The organism is Pseudarthrobacter sp. WHRI 8279, from assembly GCF_040224115.2.
In the GTDB taxonomy this organism is placed as follows: Bacteria; Actinomycetota; Actinomycetes; order Actinomycetales; family Micrococcaceae; genus Arthrobacter.
On record NZ_CP168162.1, the window covers coordinates 439,270 to 462,072 of the forward strand.

The 22,803-nt window shown below is 67.7% G+C and carries 19 protein-coding genes; 8 read left to right on the forward strand and 11 right to left on the reverse strand.

Annotated elements, in window-relative coordinates:
• The first annotated feature begins 111 nt into the window (after window positions 1-111).
• Together mfd and ABRP28_RS02020 are read left to right on the forward strand one after the other, a co-directional pair.
• Complete coding sequence (gene mfd, locus ABRP28_RS02015; protein WP_350003771.1) at window positions 112-3,783, forward strand: transcription-repair coupling factor; 3,672 nt, start codon at window positions 112-114, stop codon at window positions 3,781-3,783.
• A gap of 6 nt (window positions 3,784-3,789) precedes the next feature.
• On the forward strand, window positions 3,790-4,602 hold the full coding sequence (locus ABRP28_RS02020; RefSeq protein ID WP_350003770.1) for a metal-dependent hydrolase: 813 nt from the start codon (window positions 3,790-3,792) through the stop codon (window positions 4,600-4,602).
• A gap of 121 nt (window positions 4,603-4,723) precedes the next feature.
• Here ABRP28_RS02020 and ABRP28_RS02025 read toward each other — a convergent pair whose 3' ends face one another.
• The 6 genes from ABRP28_RS02025 to nirB all read right to left on the reverse strand — a co-directional run bounded on the left by ABRP28_RS02025 (window position 4,724) and on the right by nirB (window position 11,837).
• Complete coding sequence (locus tag ABRP28_RS02025) at window positions 4,724-4,987, reverse strand: hypothetical protein (protein ID WP_350003769.1); 264 nt, start codon at window positions 4,985-4,987, stop codon at window positions 4,724-4,726.
• A 50-nt stretch (window positions 4,988-5,037) separates the two neighbouring features.
• Window positions 5,038-5,763 (reverse strand): deoxyribose-phosphate aldolase, encoded by a 726-nt coding sequence (deoC, locus tag ABRP28_RS02030; protein WP_350003768.1) that lies wholly within the window; start codon window positions 5,761-5,763, stop codon window positions 5,038-5,040.
• A gap of 144 nt (window positions 5,764-5,907) precedes the next feature.
• Window positions 5,908-6,768 carry an FAD-dependent oxidoreductase gene (locus ABRP28_RS02035; RefSeq protein ID WP_350003767.1) on the reverse strand — a complete coding sequence of 287 codons (861 nt, stop codon included), beginning with the start codon at window positions 6,766-6,768 and terminating at the stop codon, window positions 5,908-5,910.
• A gap of 214 nt (window positions 6,769-6,982) precedes the next feature.
• Entirely contained in the window at window positions 6,983-8,143 is a 1,161-nt protein-coding gene (locus tag ABRP28_RS02040) for a uroporphyrinogen-III synthase (protein ID WP_350003766.1), read from the reverse strand.
• A gap of 14 nt (window positions 8,144-8,157) precedes the next feature.
• Complete coding sequence (cobA, locus tag ABRP28_RS02045) at window positions 8,158-9,192, reverse strand: uroporphyrinogen-III C-methyltransferase (RefSeq protein ID WP_350003765.1); 1,035 nt, start codon at window positions 9,190-9,192, stop codon at window positions 8,158-8,160.
• 2 nt (window positions 9,193-9,194) lie between these two features.
• Window positions 9,195-11,837, reverse strand: a complete 2,643-nt coding sequence (gene nirB, locus ABRP28_RS02050; protein WP_350003764.1) for a nitrite reductase large subunit NirB — start codon at window positions 11,835-11,837, stop codon at window positions 9,195-9,197.
• Between the two features lie 269 nt (window positions 11,838-12,106).
• Here nirB and nirD point away from each other — a divergent pair, with 269 nt between their 5' ends.
• Window positions 12,107-12,493 carry a nitrite reductase small subunit NirD gene (gene nirD, locus ABRP28_RS02055; RefSeq protein ID WP_350003763.1) on the forward strand — a complete coding sequence of 129 codons (387 nt, stop codon included), beginning with the start codon at window positions 12,107-12,109 and terminating at the stop codon, window positions 12,491-12,493.
• 6 nt (window positions 12,494-12,499) lie between these two features.
• Here the strand turns inward: nirD and ABRP28_RS02060 are convergent, their stop codons facing one another.
• Window positions 12,500-14,260: a phospho-sugar mutase gene (locus tag ABRP28_RS02060; protein ID WP_350003762.1), complete on the reverse strand. Its 1,761-nt coding sequence runs from the start codon at window positions 14,258-14,260 to the stop codon at window positions 12,500-12,502.
• A 93-nt stretch (window positions 14,261-14,353) separates the two neighbouring features.
• Complete coding sequence (locus ABRP28_RS02065; protein ID WP_350003761.1) at window positions 14,354-15,172, reverse strand: purine-nucleoside phosphorylase; 819 nt, start codon at window positions 15,170-15,172, stop codon at window positions 14,354-14,356.
• Window positions 15,173-15,278: 106 nt separating this feature from the next.
• On the opposite strand from ABRP28_RS02065, the gene ABRP28_RS02070 reads away from it, so the two are divergent.
• The 3 genes from ABRP28_RS02070 (at window position 15,279) to ABRP28_RS02080 (ending at window position 17,284) form a co-directional block, all read left to right on the forward strand.
• Window positions 15,279-16,694, forward strand: coding sequence for an NAD(P)H-quinone dehydrogenase (locus ABRP28_RS02070; RefSeq protein ID WP_350003760.1), 1,416 nt, complete (start codon window positions 15,279-15,281; stop codon window positions 16,692-16,694).
• A gap of 134 nt (window positions 16,695-16,828) precedes the next feature.
• Window positions 16,829-17,089, forward strand: coding sequence for a hypothetical protein (locus tag ABRP28_RS02075; protein ID WP_231454381.1), 261 nt, complete (start codon window positions 16,829-16,831; stop codon window positions 17,087-17,089).
• A gap of 9 nt (window positions 17,090-17,098) precedes the next feature.
• A complete protein-coding gene (locus ABRP28_RS02080) occupies window positions 17,099-17,284 on the forward strand; it encodes a PspC domain-containing protein (protein ID WP_231454382.1) in 186 nt (61 codons plus the stop codon).
• A gap of 51 nt (window positions 17,285-17,335) precedes the next feature.
• On the opposite strand, the gene ABRP28_RS02085 is transcribed toward ABRP28_RS02080, so the two are convergent.
• Complete coding sequence (locus ABRP28_RS02085; protein ID WP_350003759.1) at window positions 17,336-17,629, reverse strand: hypothetical protein; 294 nt, start codon at window positions 17,627-17,629, stop codon at window positions 17,336-17,338.
• 193 nt (window positions 17,630-17,822) lie between these two features.
• Between ABRP28_RS02085 and ABRP28_RS02090 the strand changes: the two genes are divergently transcribed.
• Both ABRP28_RS02090 and ABRP28_RS02095 read left to right on the forward strand, forming a co-directional pair.
• Complete coding sequence (locus ABRP28_RS02090; RefSeq protein ID WP_350003758.1) at window positions 17,823-18,419, forward strand: flavodoxin domain-containing protein; 597 nt, start codon at window positions 17,823-17,825, stop codon at window positions 18,417-18,419.
• A complete protein-coding gene (locus ABRP28_RS02095) occupies window positions 18,416-19,027 on the forward strand; it encodes a hypothetical protein (protein WP_350003757.1) in 612 nt (203 codons plus the stop codon). The genes ABRP28_RS02090 and ABRP28_RS02095 overlap by 4 nt, the downstream gene beginning before the upstream one ends.
• On the opposite strand, the gene ABRP28_RS02100 is transcribed toward ABRP28_RS02095, so the two are convergent.
• Window positions 19,028-20,584 (reverse strand): FAD-dependent oxidoreductase, encoded by a 1,557-nt coding sequence (locus ABRP28_RS02100; protein ID WP_350003756.1) that lies wholly within the window; start codon window positions 20,582-20,584, stop codon window positions 19,028-19,030.
• On the reverse strand, window positions 20,581-22,803 hold the full coding sequence (locus ABRP28_RS02105) for a molybdopterin oxidoreductase family protein (RefSeq protein WP_350003755.1): 2,223 nt from the start codon (window positions 22,801-22,803) through the stop codon (window positions 20,581-20,583). Before ABRP28_RS02105 ends, ABRP28_RS02100 begins: the two co-directional genes overlap by 4 nt.

Sequence of the window (22,803 nt, forward strand, 5' to 3'; positions counted from 1 at the left end):
AGCCAGCACGCTTTGTCGGAGCTGCGCGGTAGGCTGGGTTTACCCGGGATTCGCAGCGAATTTCGGGTTTTCGCGTTGCCTGCTTTCCGTAACACCACAGGAGCTTCTGCCATGAGCCTTCCCGGCCAGTCCAATCACGGCCCCTCGCTGGACGGTCTGCGCCGCGCACTTGCCGCGGACCAGACCTTCGCGCGCGTCCGCGTCGAGGCTGCCCGCGGGTTCGCGGTCCGCGGCCAGGATTACCAGATCAGCGCGCCCGCCGGGCTGCGGGCGGTGCTTCTTGCTGAGATGGCGGACGGCATTGCCGCCTCCGGAGCCGGGGACGACGCCGGCGGGTCGGGTGTGGTCCTTGCCGTCACCGCCACGGGCCGGGAGGCTGAGGACCTGACGGCCGCGCTGCGGGCGTACCTGCCAGCCGACTGCGTGGCCGAGTTTCCCAGCTGGGAGACGCTGCCCCACGAGCGCCTCTCGCCCCGTTCGGACACCGTAGGCCGGCGCCTGTCGGTGCTGCGCCGCCTGGCGCATCCTGAAACCTCGACGGCGGGCCCGCTCCGGATTGTGGTGGCTCCCGTGCGCGCCGTGGTCCAGCCGGTGGTTGCAGGCCTCGGTGAGCTTGTCCCGGTCACCTTGAAGGTGGGCCAGGAACGGCCCTTCACCGAGGTTGTGCGGAGCCTGTCCGACGCAGCCTACGCCCGGGTGGACATGGTGACGCACCGCGGTGAATTTGCCGTCCGCGGCGGGATCATCGACGTCTTTCCGCCCACCGAGGACCACCCCATCCGGGTGGAGTTCTTTGGTGACGAAGTGGACCAGATGCGCTGGTTCGCCGTGGCAGACCAGCGCTCGCTGTCCTCGCCCGGGCTGCACCACCCCACCGAGCTGCACGCGCCGCCCTGCCGCGAGATCCTCATCACCCCGTCCGTGATGTCCCGGGCAGCCACCCTCAAGGCGCAGCTCCCGGCCGCGGCCGACATGCTGGAAAAGATCGCCGGCGGGATCGCCGTGGAGGGCATGGAATCCCTGGCGCCGGTGCTGGTGGACTCCATGGTCCCGTTCGTGGAGCAGCTGCCGGCAGGCTCCATCTCGGTGGTTGTTGAACCGGAAAAGGTCCGCACCCGTGCCCACGACCTCGCGGCCACCAACGAGGAGTTCCTGGAGGCGGCGTGGTCCACGGCGTCCGACGGCGGGACGGCACCTTTGGATCTGAGCTCCCAAGCCAGTGCCGCGCTCCATTCCGCCAGCTTCCGGTCCCTGACGGAAACGCGCAGCTCCTCCCTGGAGCACGGGGTGTCCTGGTGGTCCATCACCTCGCTGGCGCAGGACGAGGAACTGCTGCCGGACATCGACGTCCTCAACCTGCATGCGCGGGAACCGAGGGGCTACCAGGGCGATGTGGCCGAGATGATGGACTTCATCGGCTCCCATGTCCGGGACCAGTGGCGGATCGTCGTCGCCACGGAAGGTTCCGGTCCGGCCCAGCGCCTGGCAGAGCTGTTCCACGAGAACGACATCCCCTGCGCCCGGGTGGACAGCCTGGACCACGAGCCCCAGGCGGGCATCATCGAGGTGACTACTGCCGCCGTCGGACGCGGTTTTGTCCTGGACGGGCTCAAGCTGGGCCTCCTCACCGAAGCCGACCTGCTGGGCCGGACCTCTGCCGGTTCCACGAAGGACATGCGGCGGATGCCGTCCAAGCGGCGCAACGCCGTGGACCCGCTGCAGCTCGTGGCCGGAGACCACGTGGTGCATGAGCAGCATGGCATCGGCAAGTTCGTGGAGCTGATCCAGAGGAAGGTCGCCGGTGGCGGCGACGGGGTGCGCGAGTACCTGGTGCTGGAGTATGCACCGTCCAAGCGCGGAGCGCCGGGGGACAGGCTGTTCGTTCCCACGGATCAACTGGACCAGGTGACCCGCTACGTGGGCGGCGACACCCCCGTCCTGAGCAAGATGGGCGGCGCGGACTGGGCCAGCACCAAGTCCAAGGCACGCAAGGCCGTCAAGGAGATCGCCGGCGAACTCATCCGCCTGTACTCGGCCCGGATGGCGTCCCGCGGGCATGCGTTCGGTCCTGACACCCCCTGGCAGCGGGAACTGGAGGAAGCCTTCCCCTACGTGGAGACGCCGGACCAGCTGACCACCATCAACGAGGTCAAAGCGGACATGGAGCGCGAGATCCCCATGGACCGGCTGGTCTCCGGCGATGTGGGCTACGGCAAGACGGAGATCGCCGTGCGGGCCGCGTTCAAGGCAGTCCAGGACGGCAAACAGGTGGCCGTGCTGGTGCCCACCACGCTGCTGGCCCAGCAGCACTACGAAACGTTCACCGAGCGGTTCTCCGGCTTCCCCCTGCGCGTGAAGCCGCTGTCCCGGTTCCAGGCGTCCAAGGAGGCCAAGGAGACAGCCGAAGGCGTCAAGAACGGCACCGTGGACGTGGTGATCGGAACACACCGGCTGCTGTCCAAGGATTTCGAGTTCAAGGACCTGGGCCTGGTGATCGTGGACGAGGAACAGCGCTTCGGGGTGGAGCACAAGGAAGCGCTCAAGAAGATGCGCACCAACGTGGACGTGCTCGCCATGAGCGCGACCCCCATCCCGCGCACGCTGGAGATGTCGCTGACGGGCATCCGGGAGACCTCCACCCTGGCCACCCCGCCGGAGGAACGGCACCCGGTCCTGACGTATGTCGGCCCCTACACGGACAAGCAGACCTCCGCCGCCATCCGGCGCGAGCTGATGCGCGAGGGCCAGGTCTTCTTCGTCCACAACAGGGTATCCACCATTGAACGGACGGCTGCAAAGATCCGCGAACTGGTGCCCGAGGCCCGCGTGGAGGTGGCGCACGGCAAGATGTCCGAGAGCCGCCTGGAACAGATCATCGTGGACTTCTGGGAAAAGCGCTTTGACGTCCTGGTGTGCACCACCATCATCGAAACCGGGCTGGACATCTCCAACGCCAACACCCTGATCGTGGACGGCGCTGACAAATACGGCCTGTCACAGCTGCACCAGCTGCGCGGGCGCGTGGGCCGCGGGCGTGAACGCGCCTACGCCTACTTCCTCTACCCCTCGGAGAAGCCGCTGGGTGAGGTGGCACTGGAACGGCTCAAGGCCGTGGCCACGCACAATGAGCTGGGCGCGGGCATGCAGCTGGCCATGAAGGACCTGGAGATCCGTGGTGCCGGCAACCTGCTGGGCGGCGAACAGTCCGGCCACATCCAGGGCGTCGGATTCGATCTGTACATCCGGCTGGTGGGCGAGGCCGTGGCGGACTTCCGCGGCGAGGCCGAGGAAAAGGCAGCGGAGATGAAGATCGAACTGCCGGTCAATGCGCACCTTCCGCACGACTACGTGCCGGGGGAGCGGCTGCGCCTGGAGGCCTACCGGAAGCTCGCGGCTGCGCTCACCAACGAGGCCATCGACGAAGTCCTCGCCGAACTGGTGGACCGGTACGGAGAGCCGCCGCTGCCGGCCCAGAACCTTGTGTCCGTTGCCCGCTTCCGTGTGGGCGCCCGTGAGGCCGGCCTGTCCGATGTGGCCCTGCAGGGCAACTTCATCAAGTTCTCGCCGGCCACCCTGCCGGAATCGAAGGTCATGCGGCTTAACAGGATGTACCCGGGGTCCCAGTCCAAGCCGGCGCTCGATGCCGTGCTGATCCCCAAGCCCAAGACGGCAAGGATCGGCGGGCGGGACCTGCAGGACGCGGAAATCCTGGAGTGGGCCAACGGCGTGATCCGGAACATCTTCGCTGATGCTCCGCTCGCTGCTCCCGCAGTCAGCAGCTAGGGGGTGATGGGGGGACACCACGCCGCGTCGGGAGCCGCGGCGTGGGTAGCTATTGCCTCGACGGGCCCGTACACGCTGGGCTGGTACCCGCTGGACGCCACCGGGATCCTGATTGGTGGAATGGCAACGGCGGGAACAGCCCTGGTCTGCGACTGGGACCACCGGCACAGTACGGTTGCAAACTCCCTGCCGCCGCTGTCCAACATGATTGCCGTGGGGATCGAAAATGCCAGCGGCGGGCACCGCCAGGGCACGCACTCCGTCCTCGGGGCGGCGTTCTTTGTCCTGCTGGCCACCCTGGCTGGCCAGGTCCAGCTTGAGACGGAGTGGGGGCTGCTGTCTGTGGGGGCAGGGCTGCTGTGCATGTTCATGATCAACATCGCGGCGAAGGCCCTGAAGCTTTTTCCCAAGGCGGGCTTCATCAGCAACTGGATCTTCGCGCTGACCATGGCGGGGCTGGTCACCTGGTTCGCGCCGGACCAATGGACCTGGCTTCCGGTCTCCATGCTGACCGGTGTGGTGGTCCATATTGTGGGTGACTTGGTCACCACAGGCGGCGTGCCCCTGCTGTGGCCGCTGGTGGTCCGGCCGCCGAAACCCCTGCGGCGGGTGCCGCTGCTGCGCCAGGTGTGGCGGCCCAACGGGGCGCTGTCCCTTCCGCTGCTGGGACGGGGCGGGTCCAAACGCGAGTGGCTTGTCCTGATTCCGGTGAGTGCCTACGCCATGGTGGGCCTGAGCATGGCCGCCTGGTCCGTAGCGCATGCGCACTGGGGCAGCGCCGCCGATGCCGCCGTGGCGTGGGCCCGCGTCTGGTTCTGAAAGCAGAAAAGAACCCTTGGACTGAACAGTCCAAGGGTTCTTTGTGGTTCACCATCCCAACTGGTTACCACCAAGTGTCGTTGTGGCCTTCATAACGACACTTGGCGCTACGTGGTTGGGCCTAGTGTTCGCCGGCGGAGTCCGAGCGGCCCAGGATGCTCTGCGGAATCCAGAAGGCAAGGGCGAACAGGCCGATGCAGACTGCCATGGGCCAGGGGTTGTCCAGCGTCAGGAAGGAGAGGGAGTACACGGCTCCCAGGAACAGCGCGATCATGATCACAAAAAGGAGGACGCTCGTGCCGAGCTTGTTCTCGTTCTGCGGGGTCTGGATGGTGCCTTCCTGGGCAGATGAGCCCTGGCTGGACGCCGTGATCTTGCTGGACATAGTTCCTCCTCGGCCCCGCGGGGCTCAATCTGTGGCGGCTTCCGGTGCCGTCAGTACGACGATGAACCCTGTTCACCCTTGACAATGGCAATTCCGGAGCTGGCACCAATACGTGTTGCACCTGCTGCAATCATAGCCTGCGCGTCAGCCAGGGACCGTACCCCGCCGGAGGCCTTGACGCCCAGGCCCGGGCCCACCGTGGAGCGCATCAGGGCGATGTCCTCCGCCGTTGCACCCCCGCCGTTGAACCCGGTGGAGGTCTTCACGAAGTCCGCTCCGGCTTCTACGGCTGCCTCGCAGGCCGTGACCTTCTGGCTGTCGGTGAGCAGCGCGGTTTCAATGATGACCTTCAGGATCGCGCCGCTGGCGTGCACCGCCTCGGCCACGGCGGAGATGTCCTCGACAAGCGCGCCTTTGTCCCCCGCCCGGGCAGCGGCGATGTTGATGACCATGTCCACTTCGTCGGCCCCGTCCAGGACCGCGCCGCGGGCTTCGAAGGTCTTGACGTCCGTAGGGGTGGCACCCAGGGGGAACCCCACTACCGAGCAGGTGAGGACGCCGGTGCCCCTCAGTGCGGTCTTGACGGTTTTGACCCAGATGGGGTTGACGCAGACGGACTTGAAACCGTATTCCGCCGCTTCGGCGCAGACCTTGAGGACGTCCGCTTCCCCGGCCTCAGGCTTCAGCAGCGTGTGGTCGATGTAGGACGCTATGGCGCTGGAACCTGCGGTGCCGGTGGCTGCAGTCTGAACGGAAGGGGTGGCTTCGTTGCTCATGGTGGTCCTCTCCAGGGGCCTGTGGGCCGGGCGTTGTAACGCCCATGACTCGTTTCGGAACCATCTTGCCACAGCAAGGCCTTGGGCCCGGGCCCGCGACCGGAGCGGCCCCGGGGCGGTAAGTGGCCGCCGCGTTGTATCGGCTCAGGCGGCAGCCTGCAGGGGGACGGCAGCCGAGGCGGCGGTCAGCAGCTGCGTGGCGCAGGCGCCCGCAGCAGAAGCCGCGGCAACCAGCAGGCCCAGCCGCACGCCGTCGAACGCTGCGGCGTCACCGAGGGCCCAGATGCCGGGGACTGACGTCCGGAAGTCCTGGGTGATGACGATCCCTCCGCTGGGTGCCGTCCGCAGGCCGGCGCTGGCGGCCAGTCCGTCCCGCGAGACCCGCTCCTCGGCCAGGACCACCAGGTCACCGTTCATGCTGCTGCCGTCCTCGAAGATCACAGCGGACGCAGCAAAGCCGGACCCGGACGTGCCGGGAACGACCGCCGCGGGGCGGGCCGTGGTGCGGACCGGGCGGACACCCTGGGCGCGGAGCACGGCCTCGGCCTGGCCGGCCGCCGTGCCGTTGCCCACCAGGATTCCCAAGGGCCGGCGGCCCAGCTCCCTGGCTACCTCGCTGACGGCCTCCCCGATGCGGGCGGCGTCATCGATGGTGGAGTAGCTCAGGCACGCGCCCGCCCCCTCCACCGGACTGGCCACGGGTGCCGACCCGGTGGCGATGACCAGCTGGTCGTAGGCGAATTCCATGCCGTCCGCAGTGGCCACGGTGCGGTTGACGGCGTCGATGTGGCTGGCGGGCTGGCCGAACCGGACCGAGACCTGCGGCAGCAGCGCCAGATCCAGCAGTTCCTCAGGGGTGTCGTCCCGGTTGCTCAGCACAGTGATGGTGCCGGTGAAACGGGCCCGGTCCAGCTGGCTGACAAGCGCCTGGGCAGCAGGACCCGCCCCTGCAATGACGATGCGGGTGGCGGAGGAGGTGGACGTGGAGGGTGCCGGAGCGGACATGTGCTGGCCCTTTCGCTGGCGGCCGGGAGCGGCCGGAACTTCGTGATGGAACCCAGCGTAGGCCCGCGCTTTTTCCGGCGTGTTTCCCGGCAGTTGCTGTTTCGAGGCCCCGTGTTCGCCAGTGTTTACCGGCCGGTAACAGAACCCGTGACTTGGCTCTCATCCGCCAGCCGGCCGACACATTTGCGCTGTGGTGCCGCCTGTTCCGGGACCGCTAGACGCGGATACGGTATCCGCGCTTCACCACCGTCTCCACCAGGCGGCCATCAGGCAGGGAGGAGCGGAGACGGCTGACGGTCATGTCCAGGGCGTGGACGGACCCCCGCAGTTCCAACAGGTCGGACAGCGATTCGCGGGACAGGACTGCGCCGCCGGCGCCCAGCAGGGCACGAAGCAGCAGCAGCGGCGCAGGGGCCAGTTCCACGGCCTGCCCGTTGATGCGCAGGCTGCGGCCGCGCAGCTCAATGCTGCCGGAACGGGTGTCCAGCCGGCGCACGTGGTTGAGGGCGAGGTGCTCACACACCAGCCGGATCAGCGCACCCATCCGGAAGCGTTCAGGGATCAGCGGCGTCACGCCTGCGTCCAGCAGGGGCTGCGCCGTGACCGGACCCACCACTGCCGTGGTGACGTTGGTCTTCAGGCTCTCGATCAGCTGCTTGTAGACGCCCATTTCGTGAGCGGTGCTCCACATGGCATCCACCGCAGGGGCGCTGGTGAAGGTGAGGACGTCCAGGTTCCCGCTGCAAGCCGCCTCGATCAGCCGGGGGAGCCGGTCCTCGCCGTCGGGCTTTACCCAGCGGTACGGCGTGACTGTCAGGACGGTGGCACCGGACATGCGCAGGCGCTCCAGCTGACGGACGTCGGTGTAGCCGTGCAGCTGCACGGCAACGGTTTTGCCGCGCACGCCCTCGGCCAGCAGCATGTCCACCAGTGTCGCGGTGGTTTCGTCGCTGCTGATTCCGACGTCGGCGAGGCCGGCGGCGCGCACCGCACCGCGTGCCTTGGGCCCGCGGACGAACATCCGGCAGGCGCCCAGGGTCTCGAGGAGCTGCTCTCCGATACCGAATGAATCCGCGGCCTCGCACCAGCGCCGCATCCCGTACGCTGTGGTGGCAATACAGAGGTCCGGCCTGGCCGCGATGATGGCCCTGGTGTCCTCGATGAGCCGCATGTCCTCCTGCACGGGCGCAATCTTCAGGGCGGGCGCGTGCAGCACTTCCGCTCCGCGGCGTTCCAGCGCCTCGATCAGGTCCTGGGAGCGCCGGTGCGAGGTGACACCAATGCGGAAACCCTCCAGTGGAGCCTCTGCGGCCTCAGGTGCTTCCTCAGGCGTTTGTACGACCTGCGGTGGTTCGGCCGGTGCAAGTGCAGTCATGGGGGTCAATCCTTTCACGAACCCAGCAGCGAGGCCGCCAGCCTGTCCAGGTCGGCTGCGGCCTCGGCATGCCCGCGGTTGGCTTCAGCCACCCGGACCACCTCGCCGATTACCAGCACGGCGGGGTTGCTGCATCCGGCAGCGGCGGAGGCGATGGTGCCAAGATCCGCGATGGTGGTGCGCTGGCCGGGACGGTAGCCCCGCTCCACTACGGCCATGGGCATGTCAGCCCGCATTCCGGCCCGGCGGAGACCGGCGGCGAGCTGGTGAAGCGTTCCGATGCCCATCAGCACCACGATGGTTCCGCCCAGGCCGGCAAGGTGCTGGTGCTCCTTTTCGGTCAGCGGGGCGTGGCCGGACACCACGGTGAACATGTGGCTGACTTCCCGGTGGGTGACGGGGATGCCTGCGGCGGCGGGGACGGAAATGGCGCTGGTGACGCCGGAGATGACACGGACCTTGACGCCGGCGGCCACGCAGGCGGCAACTTCCTCTCCGCCGCGGCCGAAGACGTAGGGGTCCCCGCCCTTGAGCCGGACCACGTTGTTGCCGGCCAGGGCGCTTTCGACCATCAGCTTCTCGATGTCGCCCTGGCTTACCTTGTGGTGGCCGGGCTTCTTGCCTACGTCCACCAGTTCACCTGAGGTGAGCGACGGAAGTTCCTGGTACGGGGCGAGCCGGTCATAGAACACCACGTCGGCGTCGCGGAGTGCCTTGACGGCGGCCACGGTCAGGAGCTCGGTGGTGCCGGGGCCGCCGCCTACCAGGGTGACGTGCCCCGGGGCGCCGGCGGCGGGCTCCGCAGCCACCGGAATTCCGGTATCCCTGCACCGGCCAAGGAGGGAATCCCAGCCGGGCTGTCCGTCCTCCACCGCGGCAACCAGGAAGGGGCGTTCGGGCAGGGGACCGTCGTGGGCTGCGCCCTGCGGAGTGCTGAGGCGGTAGACGACGGCGCCCGCGGCTTCGTAGCGGCGGACCGCCTGGCGGGCGGCATGGTCCGAGCCCGTCACCAGTACTTCGCGGCCGGTGAGATCGATACTGAGCTGCATGCCTATACCTCGTTCCTGATGGGTTCCGGCGTGCCGGGGCGGACCGGGATGGAAGCTCCGATGAGGACTTTCCCCTTCTCTTCGGGCGTTGCCGGGCGCATCTGGCCGCGCTCGTCGGGGACGAAGGTGATGGAATCGTCCTTCTGGTCGGGCGCGTTGACGAAGGAACGGAAGCGGCGCAGCCGCTCGGGGTCCTTCAAGGTGTCTGCCCATTCGTCGATGTAGGTATCCACGTGTTTGGCCATGGCAGCCTCAAGGTCCGCGGCGATGCCCAGGGTGTCCTTGACCACCACGTCCTCGACGTGCTTAATGCCGCCGTCGAGCTCTTCCTGCCACCGTGCGGTGCGCTGCAGCCGGTCGGCGGTGCGGATGTAGTACATGAAGTAGCGGTCGATGTACTTGATCAGCGTTTCGTCGTCGAGGTCCTTGGCGAGCAGCTGGGCGTGGGCCGGCGTGGCGCCGCCGTTGCCGCCGACGTACAGGTTCCAGCCGTCCGCGGTGGCAATGACGCCCACGTCCTTGCCGCGGGCTTCCGCGCATTCGCGGGCACAGCCGGAAACGCCCATCTTGAGCTTGTGCGGGCTGCGCAGGCCGCGGTAGCGCAGTTCCAGCTGGATGGCCATGGCCACCGAATCCTGGACGCCGAACCGGCACCAGGTGGAGCCGACGCAGGACTTCACCGTGCGCAGGCTCTTGCCGTAGGCCTGGCCGGATTCGAAACCGGCATCCACCAGCTCCTTCCAGATCTCGGGCAGCTGCTCCAGCCGGGCACCGAACATGTCGATCCGCTGGCCGCCGGTGATCTTGGTGTACAGGTTGTACTTTTCGGCGACGGCGGCGATCACGCCGAGCTTCTTGGGGGTGATTTCGCCGCCGGCGATGCGGGGGACCACCGAGTAGGTGCCGTCCTTCTGCATGTTGGCCAGGGCGCGGTCGTTGGTGTCCTGCAGGGTGCCGCGGCCGGCATCCAGGACGTAGGCGCTGTTCTGGCTGGCCAGGATGTTGGCGATGGTCGGCTTGCAGATGTCGCAGCCGGCGCCGGTGCCGTACTTGGCCATGATCTCTTCGAAGGAGGTCAGTTCCAGGACGCGGATGGCGTCGAAGAGTTCCTGGCGGGACAGTTCGATGTGCTCACAGAGGGCCTTGGAAACCTCGACGCCGGACTTGGTCAGCTCGGTTTCGAGCAGCTTCTTGAGCATGGGCACGCAGGAACCGCACTGGGTCCCGGCGCGGGTGCAGCCCTTCAGTTCGCCCAGTTCCTGGACGGGCGCATTGCCCTCGCAAGCGCCGCAGCCGTTGATGGCGTCGCGGATGCTGCCGGCGGTGACGTTGTTGCAGGAACAGAGCGTTGCGTCGTCCGGCAGTTCGGTTTCGGGGGCTTCGCCGCCGCCGGCCGCACTGAGGAAGGCACCCGGCTCGGCGGGAAGTTCGCGGCCCAGCAGGGGGCGCAGGCTCATGTACGGTGAAGCGTCGCCCACGAAGATGCCGCCCAGGAGGGTCTTGGCGTCGTCGGTGGTGACGATCTTCTGGTACACGCCGCGGGCGGGGTCGGCGTAGACGATTTCGAGGGCATGCTCCGTTTTGGCGAAGGCGTCACCGAAGCTGGCGACGTCCACTCCGGACAGCTTGAGCTTGGTGGCGGTGTCGAAGCCGGGGAAGGTGGCGTCGCCGCCGTGGAGGCGGTCGGCAACGATTTCGGCCATGGTGTTGGCCGGGGCAACCAGGCCCAGGCACATGCCGCCGAAGTTGGCCACTTCACCGATGGCCCAGATACCGTCCACCTCGGTGGCGCAGTAGTCGTTGATGACCACACCGCCGCGCTGGCCCAGCGAGAAGACCTGCTCTTCGCCTTCCGCGGCGCGGAAGAGTTCATCCCGGGGCCGGACGCCGATGGCCACGATGACCATGTCCGCTTCGATGATGCGGCCGTCTGCCATGAGGACGCCGGTGACCTGGCCGTCGTCGTCGGAGAGCACCTCGGACGGGAAGACGCCGCCGTGGACTTCAAAGCCCTTGGCCTTGATGAGCCGGCCCATCGCCTGGCCTGCGCCCTCGTCGAGCTGGGTGGCCATGAGCCACTGCGAACCGTCGATGACGATCGGGTTGGCACCAAGCTGTTCCGTGCCGGCGGCCGATTCAAGGCCGAGCAGGCCGCCGCCGATGGTGACGGCGTTGACCTTGCGGCCCAGCTTCTCTTTCAGCCCTGCGATGGCCTGGTTAATGGCCCAGACGTCTTCGAGTGTGCGGTAGACGTGCGTGTGCTCGGCGCCGGGGATGGGGAGGCGGGCGGCGTTCGACCCGGTGGCCACCACCAGTTCGTCATACTCGAAGGTGTTGCCGGCGGCGGTCTCCACGGTTTTGGCTTCGGCGTTGATCCTGATCACCCGCTCGCCGGTCTTGAGCTCCAGGGAAGGGTGGTCCCACATGGACGCACTGCCCAGCGTAAGGTCCACGTCCTTGTCCGTGAGCGCCTTGGACAGGGCAACACGGTCGTAGGGAAGGTGGACTTCCTCAGTGAGGACCGTGACATGCCAGCCGTCGAGGCCACGGGCATGCATTGCGTCCGCAAAACGGTGGGCCGCGGGGCCGCCGCCGGCGACGACGATGCGGCGCGGAGTCTCTGTGCTTGAAGTCTGTTCGGTCACTGATGGCCTTTCGCATGGGCCGCAGTGAACTGCAGCCTTCTCTGTCGAGCTGTCCATCCAGACTAGGGAGACGCAGTTTCGCTTCAGTTTCCCAATTGTTTCGTCAACTTAACTTCTGCATCACGAGCGCATTTCCGGCCGTGTGAGGTGTCTTTTACGCGCCGGACACATTCGCTGCACGCCGCTGAAACACCCGGAGCCTAGCGTGGTTCACGGCTGCAAAGGCGGCCCACTGCGAAGGATTACACGCACAGGGAGAGGAGCCGGACATGACGGCAACACTGGAACTTGGGGCACTCGAAGCCGGCCTTGACGAGGCGGTATCCGGGATCACGGGCGGCTGGCACAGCGTTTGCCCGGTGGAGGACCTGGAAATCGCCTGGGGCGAGGCAGCCCTGGTTGCGGGGCGCCAGATTGCCCTCTTCCGCACCGGTTCCACCGAAGTTTTCGCGGTTGCGCACGAGGACCCTGCCACCGGAGCCCATGTCATGGCGCGCGGAATCCTCGGCTCCCGGGGCGAGCGCCCCACTATCGCGTCGCCGCTGCACAAAGAGGTCTACGACCTTGAAACCGGTGAATGCTTCAGCACCCCGGGCCTGGCCATTGCAACGTTCCGCACCCGCATCAGCGGCGGCATGGTGGAGATTGAGCTGTAGCGGCGGCTAAAGCCCCAGCGCTTCACTGACGTCGCGGAGCACCTCATCCAGCGCTGCCCGCGCCGCCTGCCGGGCGGCGGGCAGCTCCGCGGCAGAACCCACGTGCTGGATCACCTCGAGGTAGCACTTGAGCTTCGGCTCGGTGCCGCTCGGACGGATAATCACGCGCGTCAGGTCCCGGGTGACGTACAGCAGCCCGTCCGTGGGCGGCAACTGGTCAGTGCCCTCGGCCAGGTCCGTGTAAACCTCGACGGCGGATGATCCGAAGGTTTCCGGCGGGGAGACCCTGAGCCGGTTCATCATCGCGTCCAGGAGCCCCAGGTCCGCAACCCGGATGCTGAGCTGGTCGCTGGCGTGCAGGCCGTGCTGCAGGTAAAGCTCGTCCAGGGTGTCAAAGACAGTCTTGCCGTCAGCCTTGGCCGCCGCCGCCAGTTCCGCGATCAGCAGGGCAGCCGAGATCCCGTCCTTGTCCCGCACCAGATCCGGCGCCACGCAGTAGCCCAGGGCTTCCTCGTAGCCGTACACCAGTCCGGGAACCCGGGAAATCCATTTGAACCCGGTCAGTGTCTCCTGGTGGGCATAGCCGGCTGCTGTGGCGATGCGGGCAAGCAGCCGGGAGGACACGATCGAATTCGCGAACACTCCATGCGCACCCTCTTCCGTGCCGCCGTCGTCCTTTGCCTTCCCCGCGGCAATCCGGGCGGCGATGTGCGCTCCAAGGAGTGCACCCACCTCGTCGCCGCGGAGCATCCGCCAGGCGCCGGTGTCAGGGTCCTTCGCCGCAACAGCCGCCCTGTCGGCGTCGGGATCATTGGCGATCACGATGTCTGCCCCGCGCCGCTCGGCGGACTCCAGCGCCAGGTCCAGGGCGCCGGGTTCTTCCGGGTTGGGGAAGCTGACGGTGGGAAAATCCGGGTCCGGTTCGGCCTGCTCCGCAACCAGGGTGATGTCTTTGAAACCTGCGGCATTCAGGACCGCCAGCGCGGTCCCGCCGCCCACACCGTGCAGCGGAGTCAGGACGATGCTCAGGTCACGGGCCGGGAACCCGCCGGGCATGGCCAGCGCAGCTGTGGCACGTTCGTAGTCGGTTGCAATGGACGCGTCCAGGACAGTCCAGCCGGAGGGGGCAAGGGTGACCGATTCCAGCGGCCCCACCGCATTGATCCGGGCGGCGATGGCGGCGTCGTAGGGGGTCACGATCTGTGCGCCGTTGCCGTTCTCCGGCACGGCGTGGCGCCCCAGGTACACCTTGTAGCCGTTGTCCTGCGGCGGGTTGTGGCTGGCGGTCACCATGACCCCGCCGTCGCATTCCAGCGCCCTGACGGCGAAGGCCAGCAGGGGAGTGGGCAGCGCGGCCGGCATAAGGAACGTTTCTATCCCCGCTGCCGTGAAAATCGCTGCGGTTTCCTCGGCAAAGATATCCGAGTTGTGCCGGGCGTCGTAGCCGACGACGGCGCGCGGCCGGGTTCCCGGCGAGGTCTCGCCTACCGCCGACAGGAGGAAGTCCGCCAGGCCGGCGGCGGCCCGCCGCACCACGATCCTGTTCATCCGGTTCGGGCCCGGCCCCAGCGCCGCGCGAAGCCCCGCCGTGCCGAACTGCAGCGTGCCCCGGAAGCTGTCTTCGAGTTCCTGGCGGGCTGCCGGGACGCCGTTTTCCACCTGCCCGATGAGCTCGAGGAGGGAGGCCGAGGTCACCGGATCCGGATCTTGGGCAGCCCACGCGCGGGCATCATCGAGCAGGCGGATTTCGGCATCGGAAGACGTCATGGGCATAACGCTATCGTTATTGGCCGGCCACTTCTTCCAACCGGGGCTCCTGAATGCTTGCTGGTGGCGCCCCGCAAGCGGCCGGTTGCCCCGTCAGAGCCGGGCGATGATCCCGGCCAGCAGCTTCGAAATCCGCGGGCCGGCAGCCTGCCCGGACTCGATGACTTCCTGGTGGCTCAAGGGTTGCGGGCTGATGCCTGCGGCGAGGTTGGTGACCAGCGAAATGCCGAACACCTCCATGCCGGCGTGGCGTCCGGCGATGGCTTCCAGCGCCGTCGACATGCCCACCAGGTCCGCACCGATGCGCTTCGCGTACTGCACCTCGGCGGGCGTCTCATAGTGCGGGCCGGGGAACTGGGCGTAGACGCCTTCGTCCAGGGTGGAATCGACTTCCCGCGCCAGGCCACGGATCCGGGCAGAGTAGAGATCGGTCAGGTCCACGAACGTGGCCCCCTCCAGCGGCGAGGCGGCGGTGAGGTTGATGTGGTCGCTGATCAGCACGGGGGTGCCCGGGGCCCAGTTTTCGTTCAGCCCTCCGCAGCCGTTGGTCAGCACCAGGGTTTTGCAGCCCGCGGCCGCGGCTGCACGGATGCCGTGCACCACCGAACGCACGCCTTTGCCCTCGTAGTAGTGCGTCCTTGCACCCAGGACCAAGGCCCGCTTACCGTCCGTGGTCAGGACCGAGCGGATGGTGCCCACGTGTCCTTCCACCGCCGGGGCGTGGAAGCCGGGGACCTCGTCGGCGGACAGGGTGGCAGTGGTCTCGCCAATCAGGTCGGCTGCTTCGCCCCAGCCGGAGCCAAGCACCAGGGCGACGTCGTGGCTGTCCACGCCGGTTTCCTCGGCGATGTAGTCGGCGGCGGCCCGCGCGGCGGCGAAAGGATCGGTGTTCAGGAAGTCAGTTGTACTCACAGGTACAAGCTATCCTGCCGCCCGTGATGCCGCCCACCCGGGGCCGGTTCTCCTGAGAGACCGTTTTCTTTGGCGGTGCGGGGGAGTTGCAGGAGAATGATTGTTTGTGACTACGCATCCAGATTTCAGTTCCCCCCGGATCGCAATCCTGGGAGGTGGTCCCGGCGGGTACGAAGCCGCCATGGTGGCCGCCTCGCTGGGGGCGCAGGTCACCATCATCGAGCGTGCCGGACTGGGCGGATCGGCTGTGCTGACCGACGTCGTCCCCTCCAAAACCCTGATCGCCACCGCGGACCTCATGACGCGCGTAGGCGAGGCGGGCGAGCTGGGTGTGAAGTTCGACGTCGACGGCGGAGACTTTGTGCCCGTGATGCGCGCCGACCTCAAACATATCAACGACCGCCTGCTGAACCTTGCCCGCAGCCAGTCCAAGGACATCCACGATGGCCTGGAAAACCTGGGAGTGCGGATCATCACCGGATCGGGCCGCCTGCTGGATGACCGCACCATCGAGGTCCTCACGGCGGAAGGCACCGAAACCGTTGAGGCGGACACCATCCTGCTCGCCGTGGGCGCCCATCCGCGCGAGCTTCCCACGGCCCGGCCGGACGGCGAACGGATCCTCAACTGGACGCAGATCTACGACCTTGACGAGCTGCCTGAAGACCTGATCGTGGTGGGTTCCGGTGTCACCGGGGCCGAGTTCGCCTCCGCTTACAACGGACTGGGATCCAAGGTCACGCTGATTTCCAGCCGTGACAGGGTGCTTCCCGGGTCCGATGTGGATGCGGCAGTAGTCCTGGAGGAAGTGTTCGAGCGCCGCGGCGTCCGGGTCCTGTCCCGTTCCCGCGCCGAGACGGTGGAACGGACGGACGACGGCGTTGTGGTCACGCTCAGCGACGGGTCCAAGGTCACCGGCAGCCACTGCCTGCTGTGCCTGGGCTCCATTCCCAACACCGCCGGGATCGGCCTCGAAGAGGCCGGCGTGGCGGTCAGCGAGAGCGGCCACATCAAGGTGGACGGCGTCTCCCGCACCTCAGCCCCCAACATCTACGCCGCCGGTGACTGCACCGGCGTGCTGCCGCTCGCCTCCGTGGCGGCCATGCAGGGGCGCATCGCGGTGGCGCACTTCATGGGTGACACCGTCACCCCGCTCAAGCTGCACCAGGTGGCATCGAACATCTTCACCTCCCCGGAAATTGCGAACGTGGGCGTCTCCGAAGCCGAGATTGATTCGGGCAAGTACCAGGGCGACATCATCAAGCTCTCGCTGCGCAGCAACGCCCGCGCCAAGATGCGGAACCACAAGGACGGTTTCGTAAAGATCTTCGCCCGCAAGGGTTCCGGCACCGTCATCGGCGGCGTGGTGGTGGGACCGAACGCCTCGGAGCTGATCTTCCCCATCTCCATCGCGGTGAAGCAAAAGCTGCACGTGGACGACGTCGCCAGCACCTTTACCGTCTACCCATCCCTGAGCGGATCGATTTCCGAAGCGGCGCGGCGCCTGCACGTCCACCTGTGAGGCGTTTATAGGGGCTCCTGAGTCTGGACCCCTCCCACGCCACGTGCATAGACTCCTCAAAGGAACGGCCGGGAACTCCGTCAGCGGACTTTCCCGGCCGTCCCTGGCCCAGCCACCAACGCAAGGAGCAGCCCGTGGAACTGAATGACGTCAAGTGGAACGAACAGGCGCGCGAAAAGATCCTCCTGGACGCTGACCGGGCCCTGCAGGAAGCGGTCCGTGAAGCAAGCTCGTCCTTGGCGGACGCTGATAAGGACGAAGTGTACAAGTTCCTGTTTGAGCAGCTGAAGGACCAGTTCGTCGACTTCCAGCCCGGCCCGGACCTCACCCGCTACGCGGAGGCGGTAGCAAACGGTGACTTTGGCTCCAACGGTTCAACCGGCACGGAAAGCTAGGTGGGGGCAGTGACAACAGCTCTCGTCAGGCCCCGCAGCGGCAAGATCATTGGCGGGGTGTGCGCGGCCCTCGCAGCCCGCTTCGGGCTCCCGAAGTTCCTGGTCCGGCTTGGCTTCATCATTTTTGGCCTGGTGGGGGTTGGGGAACTGGCCTACATTGTGCTCTGGATCCTCATTCCCAAGGCCCCGGCCTGACCGGGCCGTGTCGAAGGGTTGGCCCCCAAAGCGGGGGCCAACCCTTTGGCGTTAGTGCTCCTCCATCGGGGGAGTGTTCGGGTTGCAGGCCAGGCCGGGATTCGGGAATTCGGCTTTGACGCCCCGCTTAACCAGTTGGCCGTACGACTGGACCAGTCCGTCGAACGGGAAGGCCTCCTCGGGATCGTCATTGAGCCCCGAGTAGGCACAAATGGACTTTGCCGTGTCCACGCCCTGTTCCACCTGCCCGGGGACGTCGTGTCCTGCGGCTGACGCCGGGCCCGCGCCCAGGCCCACGAGGGCGAGCGCACAGACAGCAGCGCCGAGTAAAGACTTTTTGTGCATGGCATTCCTCAATCTCTAGGAGTTCTCCACCGAACCGGGACGAGGCCCGTGCCGGGAAGCCTACGGGGGCCCGGCCGCAAGGGGTATGAGGCGGGAGCCGCCCTGTGGAAAGCCGCAGAAAGTGTGCGGCCTGCCGTCCCTGCCAGGCCGTTGGTCCCTGTTGCCCGCAGGCACCCCAAGGGCACAGTTGAGTATGGCCACAATCTATATTGCGTACGGCAGCGTTGAAGGGCAGACAGCCCATATCGCCGAGTACATCGCCGAGGTGATCCGGGCGCACGGGCACCAGGCCGAAACCGCGGACCTCAAGCATTCCGCGGACACCATTCCGGCCGGACAGGACGGCGTCATCGTGGCGGCGTCGGTGCACGTGGGCAAGCACGAGGGCTATGTGGCCGATTTTGTCCGCAGGAACCGCGGCGACCTGGAAACTCTACCTTCCGCCCTGGTGTCCGTCAGTCTGGCTGCCCACGGCGACGAGGCAGGCGCCGAGGGCTACGTGGCAAGGTTCGAGGAGGAGACCGGCTGGCATCCCCGCCAGGTAGCGATGTTTTCCGGTGCGCTCCAGTACACCCAGTACAACTTCCTCAAACGCCAGCTGATGAAAAAGATCGCCAAGGACAAAGGCTCCCAGGACCTGGACACCTCCCGTGACTACATCTACACCGAGTGGGACGGCGTAAAGCACTTCACGGAGGAGTTCCTGGCCGGCGTGGCTGCCCCCGGAGGCCAGGGTACCGGGACAGCTCCACCAGAAATTCCTGGGTCCCCGGCAGGCTTCAACCCGTGAGAAGCCCCGCAGCCGTACCCGTCCTGGTCCTTGCTGCGTCCGCTGTTCTTGGCGGATGTTCACAGCACGGGAACCAGGTTGAGCCGGCACCCGGCACCTCCACCGGTGCAACCAGCCCTGCCTGTGACCTCATCACGCCCGAAATCGCGGCGAAAGTCGTACCCGGGATCATGCCTGCAGGCCAGAACAGCAGCGACAGGCCGCCCGGAAGCAAGGCCTATCTCTGCACCTATTCGAGTAAGTCCATGGAGGGAGGCCTAACAGCATTGTCGGTGGCCCTCATCTCGCCCGCTTCCCCGCAGGACATCTCCGAAGCCGAGTCGGCGTCCGACTGCTCACCCCTCACCGGAATCGGTGACTTCGCCTGCCTGCAGTGGACCGGCTACTTCCGCGGTGAGGCCGGGGGCGCGTCCGCGAACGTTGTCCTCACGGCTGTCCGGGGCGACGAGACGCTCGAAATGCCCTATGTAACCTCCGCGCCCATGAACGGCGCGCCTGCGCCCGACGGCGACGCGATGGCCCGCGCTCTTGCACAGGCAGCAGTGGACGCGGGTTGGGGCAACGGCACCCCGCTCGGCGTTCCCGCTGCCCCAGCCCCAGCTTCCTAGTCAGGCGGCCTGGACCGCCCGGAAGTGTTTTTCGATAAGCCCCTTGATGTCCTCATGGCAGCCGCCGCAGCCGGTTCCGGCGCGCGTTGCCTTGGAGACCTCGGCCACGGTTGAGCAGCCCTCTTCCACGGCGCCCTGAATGGAGGATCCGCTGACTCCGGCGCACCGGCACACGGTGCCGGTGGGATCAGCGGCACCCGTACCCGGCAGCTGGTCCGGGCCGTCAAGCCGCAACAGCAGGGACCTGTCCGCGGGGAGTTCGGCACCGCGTTCGAACAACCCCACAAGCTCGGCTGCCGTGCGGGGCATGCCCACCGCCACCAGGCCCTCTAGCACCCCGCCACGGGTGGTCATTTTGACGTAGCGTCCGTGCTCCGGGTCCGCCCATTGCGAAACCTGGAGGCGCGGGCGCCCGTTCACCGCGCCGGCAGCGAGGGCGTCCTCGTCCCAGGGCTCCGCCGAATTGTCACCGGCCACGGCCATGTTCATGCCGCGTGCCTTCAGGACAATGACACCCGGCTGCTCCGCCGGCAGCGCCGGCAGCAGGGCGGAGTCCCCGCCGTCAGCCAGCAGGGTCAGGTATTCGGCGAGCCACTCGGCCTGCCGCCAGCCCGGCCCCACCAGGCCAGAGGGTCCCTTCGCGTAGCGGCAGGGCGCGCACTCCGGATCCGGGCAGCGCACCTCGGCGCAGTCACCAATGGCAAAGATGTGCGGCTCGTGGTGGGCGCGGAGCTTGTGGTCCACCAGGATGCCCGCCCCCGTGGAGAGCCCGCAGCCCTCGGCGAGCTCAGTGCGGGGACGGACACCGCAGGAGAGCACCAGGAGGTCGCCGTCAATCGCGGACCCGTCGTCGAGCAGCAGCGCCGAGAAACCGCCATCGGGCGCGTTGTGCTCCACGCCCGTGGAGCGCGCGTTGCCGGCCATCCGGACGCCGCAGCGGCGCAGGCTCGCCGCCAGCACTGAACCGCCGCCGCGGTCGATGTTGCGGCCCAGCGGATGCGGGCCGTTGTGCACCACCGTGACGGTGGCTCCTTCTTCGGCCGCGGCCAGCGCTGTCTCCAGGCCCAGGACGCCGCCGCCCAGCACCACCACCCGCTTGCCGCCATCCACGGCCTGGCGCAGCACCCCGGCGTCGCGAAGGTCGCGGAGCGCGGTGACGCCGGCGGGGAGGACCGGGTGGGTGGGGTCGGGGTTGATGCCCGTGAGGTTGGGAATGACCGGGCGCGAGCCCGTGGCAAAGACCAGCCGGTCGTAGTGGACGGCGCCGCCGTCGGACAGCAGGACCTGTTGCCGGGCCCGGTCCACGCGCTTCACCCGCACACCCAGGCGGATGTCCACGCCGTCCCCGGCCAACTCCGCGGCGTCGGAGAGCGCCAGCGCCTCGGCGGTGGTGCGGCCCACGCCGAGATCGGCTACGAGCACGCGGTTGTAGGCGGCTTCGGCTTCCTCGCCCACCACTGTCATGCCCACCTTGCCGCTGCGGACGGCAGGCAGGAGTTCGTCGACCAGCCGGGCCGCCACTGGGCCGAATCCCACAATGACAATCTGCTCGCTCATGAGGCCTCCGTCGTTTGAAGCACGCTGGTGGAAAGGGGCGCGGCCACGGGCCGGACCCACACAGTGTTGAATTTGAACTCCGGCATCCCGGAGATGGGGTCCGTGGCCGCTTCCGTGAGGCGGTTCGCGCTCTCGAGCTCGGGGAAGTGGAACGGCAGGAAGACAGTCTCGGGGCGGATGGTGGTGCTGAGCTGCGCCCGGCACTCCACCTCGCCGCGCTCGTTGGCCACGGACACGAGCGCCCCTTCGGTGATGCCCATGGACGCCGCGGCTGCCGGATGGATCTGCACCCTTGCTTCCGGCTGCGCCGCCAGCAGTTCCGACACCCGCCGGGTCTGCGCGCCGGACTGGTAGTGCTCCAGGAGGCGGCCGGTGATGAGGGTCATGGTTTTGGCGGCGGCTGTGCCGTCTCCTGCAGGTGGCCCGGCAGGAGTACGACGGCGGCGGGGCGTCACCGGGGTCATCACGGCTTTGCCGTCCGGGTGCGCGAAGTTGTCCTGGAACAGCCGGGGCGTTCCGGTGCTGCCGGTGGGGTAGGGCCAGTAGGCAGCCTCTCCGCGGTCAAGCATGGCGTAGTCGATTCCGGAGTAGTCCGCCAGGCCTCCGGCGGAAGCGAGGCGGAGTTCCTCGAACACGGTCTCGGGGTCCTCGCTGTACGTGGACGGGGCGTTAAGGGCCTCGGCCAGCCGCGCCATGATCCACAGCTCACTGCGGGCGCCGGCCGGCGGCGTCAGGGCCCGGCGGCGGCGCAGCACACGGCCCTCGAGGTTGGTCAGGGTTCCCTCCTCCTCAGCCCACTGGAGAACAGGAAGGATGAGGTCCGCCTCTGCGGCGGTCTCGGACATGAAGAAGTCACAGACCATCAGGAAGTCCAGGCTCCGGAGTCCTTCGATCACGGCGTTGGCGTCGGGGGAAGCCACCGCGATGTTGGAGGCGTGGACAAAAAGGCAACGGACGCCGTCGGCCTTGCCCAGCGACTGAAGCAGCTGGACGGCCGGCAGGCCGGGGCCGGGAATGAGGTCCTCGGCCACGCCCCAGACCTTCGCCACATGGGCGCGGGCGGCGGGGTCGGTGATCTTGCGGTAGCCGGGGAGCTGGTCCGCCTTCTGGCCGTGCTCGCGCCCGCCCTGCCCGTTGCCCTGGCCGGTCAGGGTGCCGTAGCCGCTCCGGGCCGAGCCGGGCAGGCCCAGCAGGAGGCTGAGGTTGATCGCTGCCGTGGCGGTGTCGGTGCCGTCCACGTGCTGTTCCACACCGCGGCCCGTGAGGATGTAGCTGCCGCCTTCACGTGCGCCCCGGGCCAGTCGGCGTGCTGTTTCGCGGATGAGTTCGGCCGGGACGCCGGTGAGGGACTGGACCCGTTCTGGCCAGAAGGAGTTCACGCTGCGGGCTACGGCGCTGTAGCCGGAGGTGCGTTCAGCAAGGTACGCGGCATCCACCAGGTTCTCGTGGATGACCACGTGCGAGATGCCCAGGAGGAGGGTGAGGTCGGTGCCCGGAAGGGGCTGAAGGTGCAGGCCGCCGCCGTCGGCCGTGAAGGCGGCTGTGGCGGAACGGCGCGGATCCACCACGATCAGCCCGCCGGCGTCGCGCGATCCCTTAAGGTGCTGCACGAACGGCGGCATGGTTTCGGCAACGTTGGAGCCGAGCATCAGGATGGTGCTGGCCGTGTCCAGCGCTTCGAGGGGGAAAGGGAGCCCGCGGTCAACGCCGAAGGCCCGCATCCCTGCCGCTGCGGCCGAGGACATGCAGAACCGGCCGTTGTAGTCGATGCGGGAGGTGCCAAGGGCAAGCCGGGCGAACTTGCCCAGCATGTAGGCCTTTTCGTTGGTGAGCCCGCCGCCGCCGAAAACGCCCACCGCGTCAGCACCGTAGCGGGCCCGGGCGTCCTTCACCGCGGACACGGCGAGGTCTAGGGCCTGGTCCCAGCTGATGGGCCGGTGGACGCCGTCGGGGCCCTTCAGGAGCGGCTCGGTGATCCGGCCGGGATGGTTCAGGAGACTGGGGGACGTCCAGCCCTTGCGGCAGAGGCCGCCGCGGTTGGTGGGGAAGTCCCGGCCGCTTACTTCGAGGGGTGCCGCCAGGGGGATTCCGGGGGCGGCAGCTCCCGGCACGGGGACTGACCCCGGCTGTGAAGCCGGGGTCAGTGCCGTGGGAGACGTGAGCGTCATGGCGCACTGCAGGGCGCAGTAAGGGCAGTGCGTGTCGGCGCTTTTGGTCAT

Excerpts from the sequence above, each read along its gene's own strand:
- ABRP28_RS02100 (WP_350003756.1), bottom strand. The coding sequence starts at position 20,584 with ATGAGCGAGCAGATTGTCATTGTGGGATTCGGCCCAGTGGCGGCCCGG.
- ABRP28_RS02060 (WP_350003762.1), bottom strand. The coding sequence starts at position 14,260 with ATGACGTCTTCCGATGCCGAAATCCGCCTGCTCGATGATGCCCGCGCG.
- ABRP28_RS02040 (WP_350003766.1), bottom strand. The coding sequence starts at position 8,143 with ATGACTGCACTTGCACCGGCCGAACCACCGCAGGTCGTACAAACGCCT.
- ABRP28_RS02085 (WP_350003759.1), bottom strand. The coding sequence starts at position 17,629 with ATGCACAAAAAGTCTTTACTCGGCGCTGCTGTCTGTGCGCTCGCCCTC.
- nirD (WP_350003763.1), top strand. The coding sequence starts at position 12,107 with ATGACGGCAACACTGGAACTTGGGGCACTCGAAGCCGGCCTTGACGAG.
- ABRP28_RS02025 (WP_350003769.1), bottom strand. The coding sequence starts at position 4,987 with ATGTCCAGCAAGATCACGGCGTCCAGCCAGGGCTCATCTGCCCAGGAA.
- ABRP28_RS02020 (WP_350003770.1), top strand. The coding sequence starts at position 3,790 with ATGGGGGGACACCACGCCGCGTCGGGAGCCGCGGCGTGGGTAGCTATT.
- ABRP28_RS02090 (WP_350003758.1), top strand. The coding sequence starts at position 17,823 with ATGGCCACAATCTATATTGCGTACGGCAGCGTTGAAGGGCAGACAGCC.
- mfd (WP_350003771.1), top strand. The coding sequence starts at position 112 with ATGAGCCTTCCCGGCCAGTCCAATCACGGCCCCTCGCTGGACGGTCTG.
- cobA (WP_350003765.1), bottom strand. The coding sequence starts at position 9,192 with ATGCAGCTCAGTATCGATCTCACCGGCCGCGAAGTACTGGTGACGGGC.
- deoC (WP_350003768.1), bottom strand. The coding sequence starts at position 5,763 with ATGAGCAACGAAGCCACCCCTTCCGTTCAGACTGCAGCCACCGGCACC.
- ABRP28_RS02035 (WP_350003767.1), bottom strand. The coding sequence starts at position 6,768 with ATGTCCGCTCCGGCACCCTCCACGTCCACCTCCTCCGCCACCCGCATC.
- ABRP28_RS02105 (WP_350003755.1), bottom strand. The coding sequence starts at position 22,803 with ATGACCAAAAGCGCCGACACGCACTGCCCTTACTGCGCCCTGCAGTGC.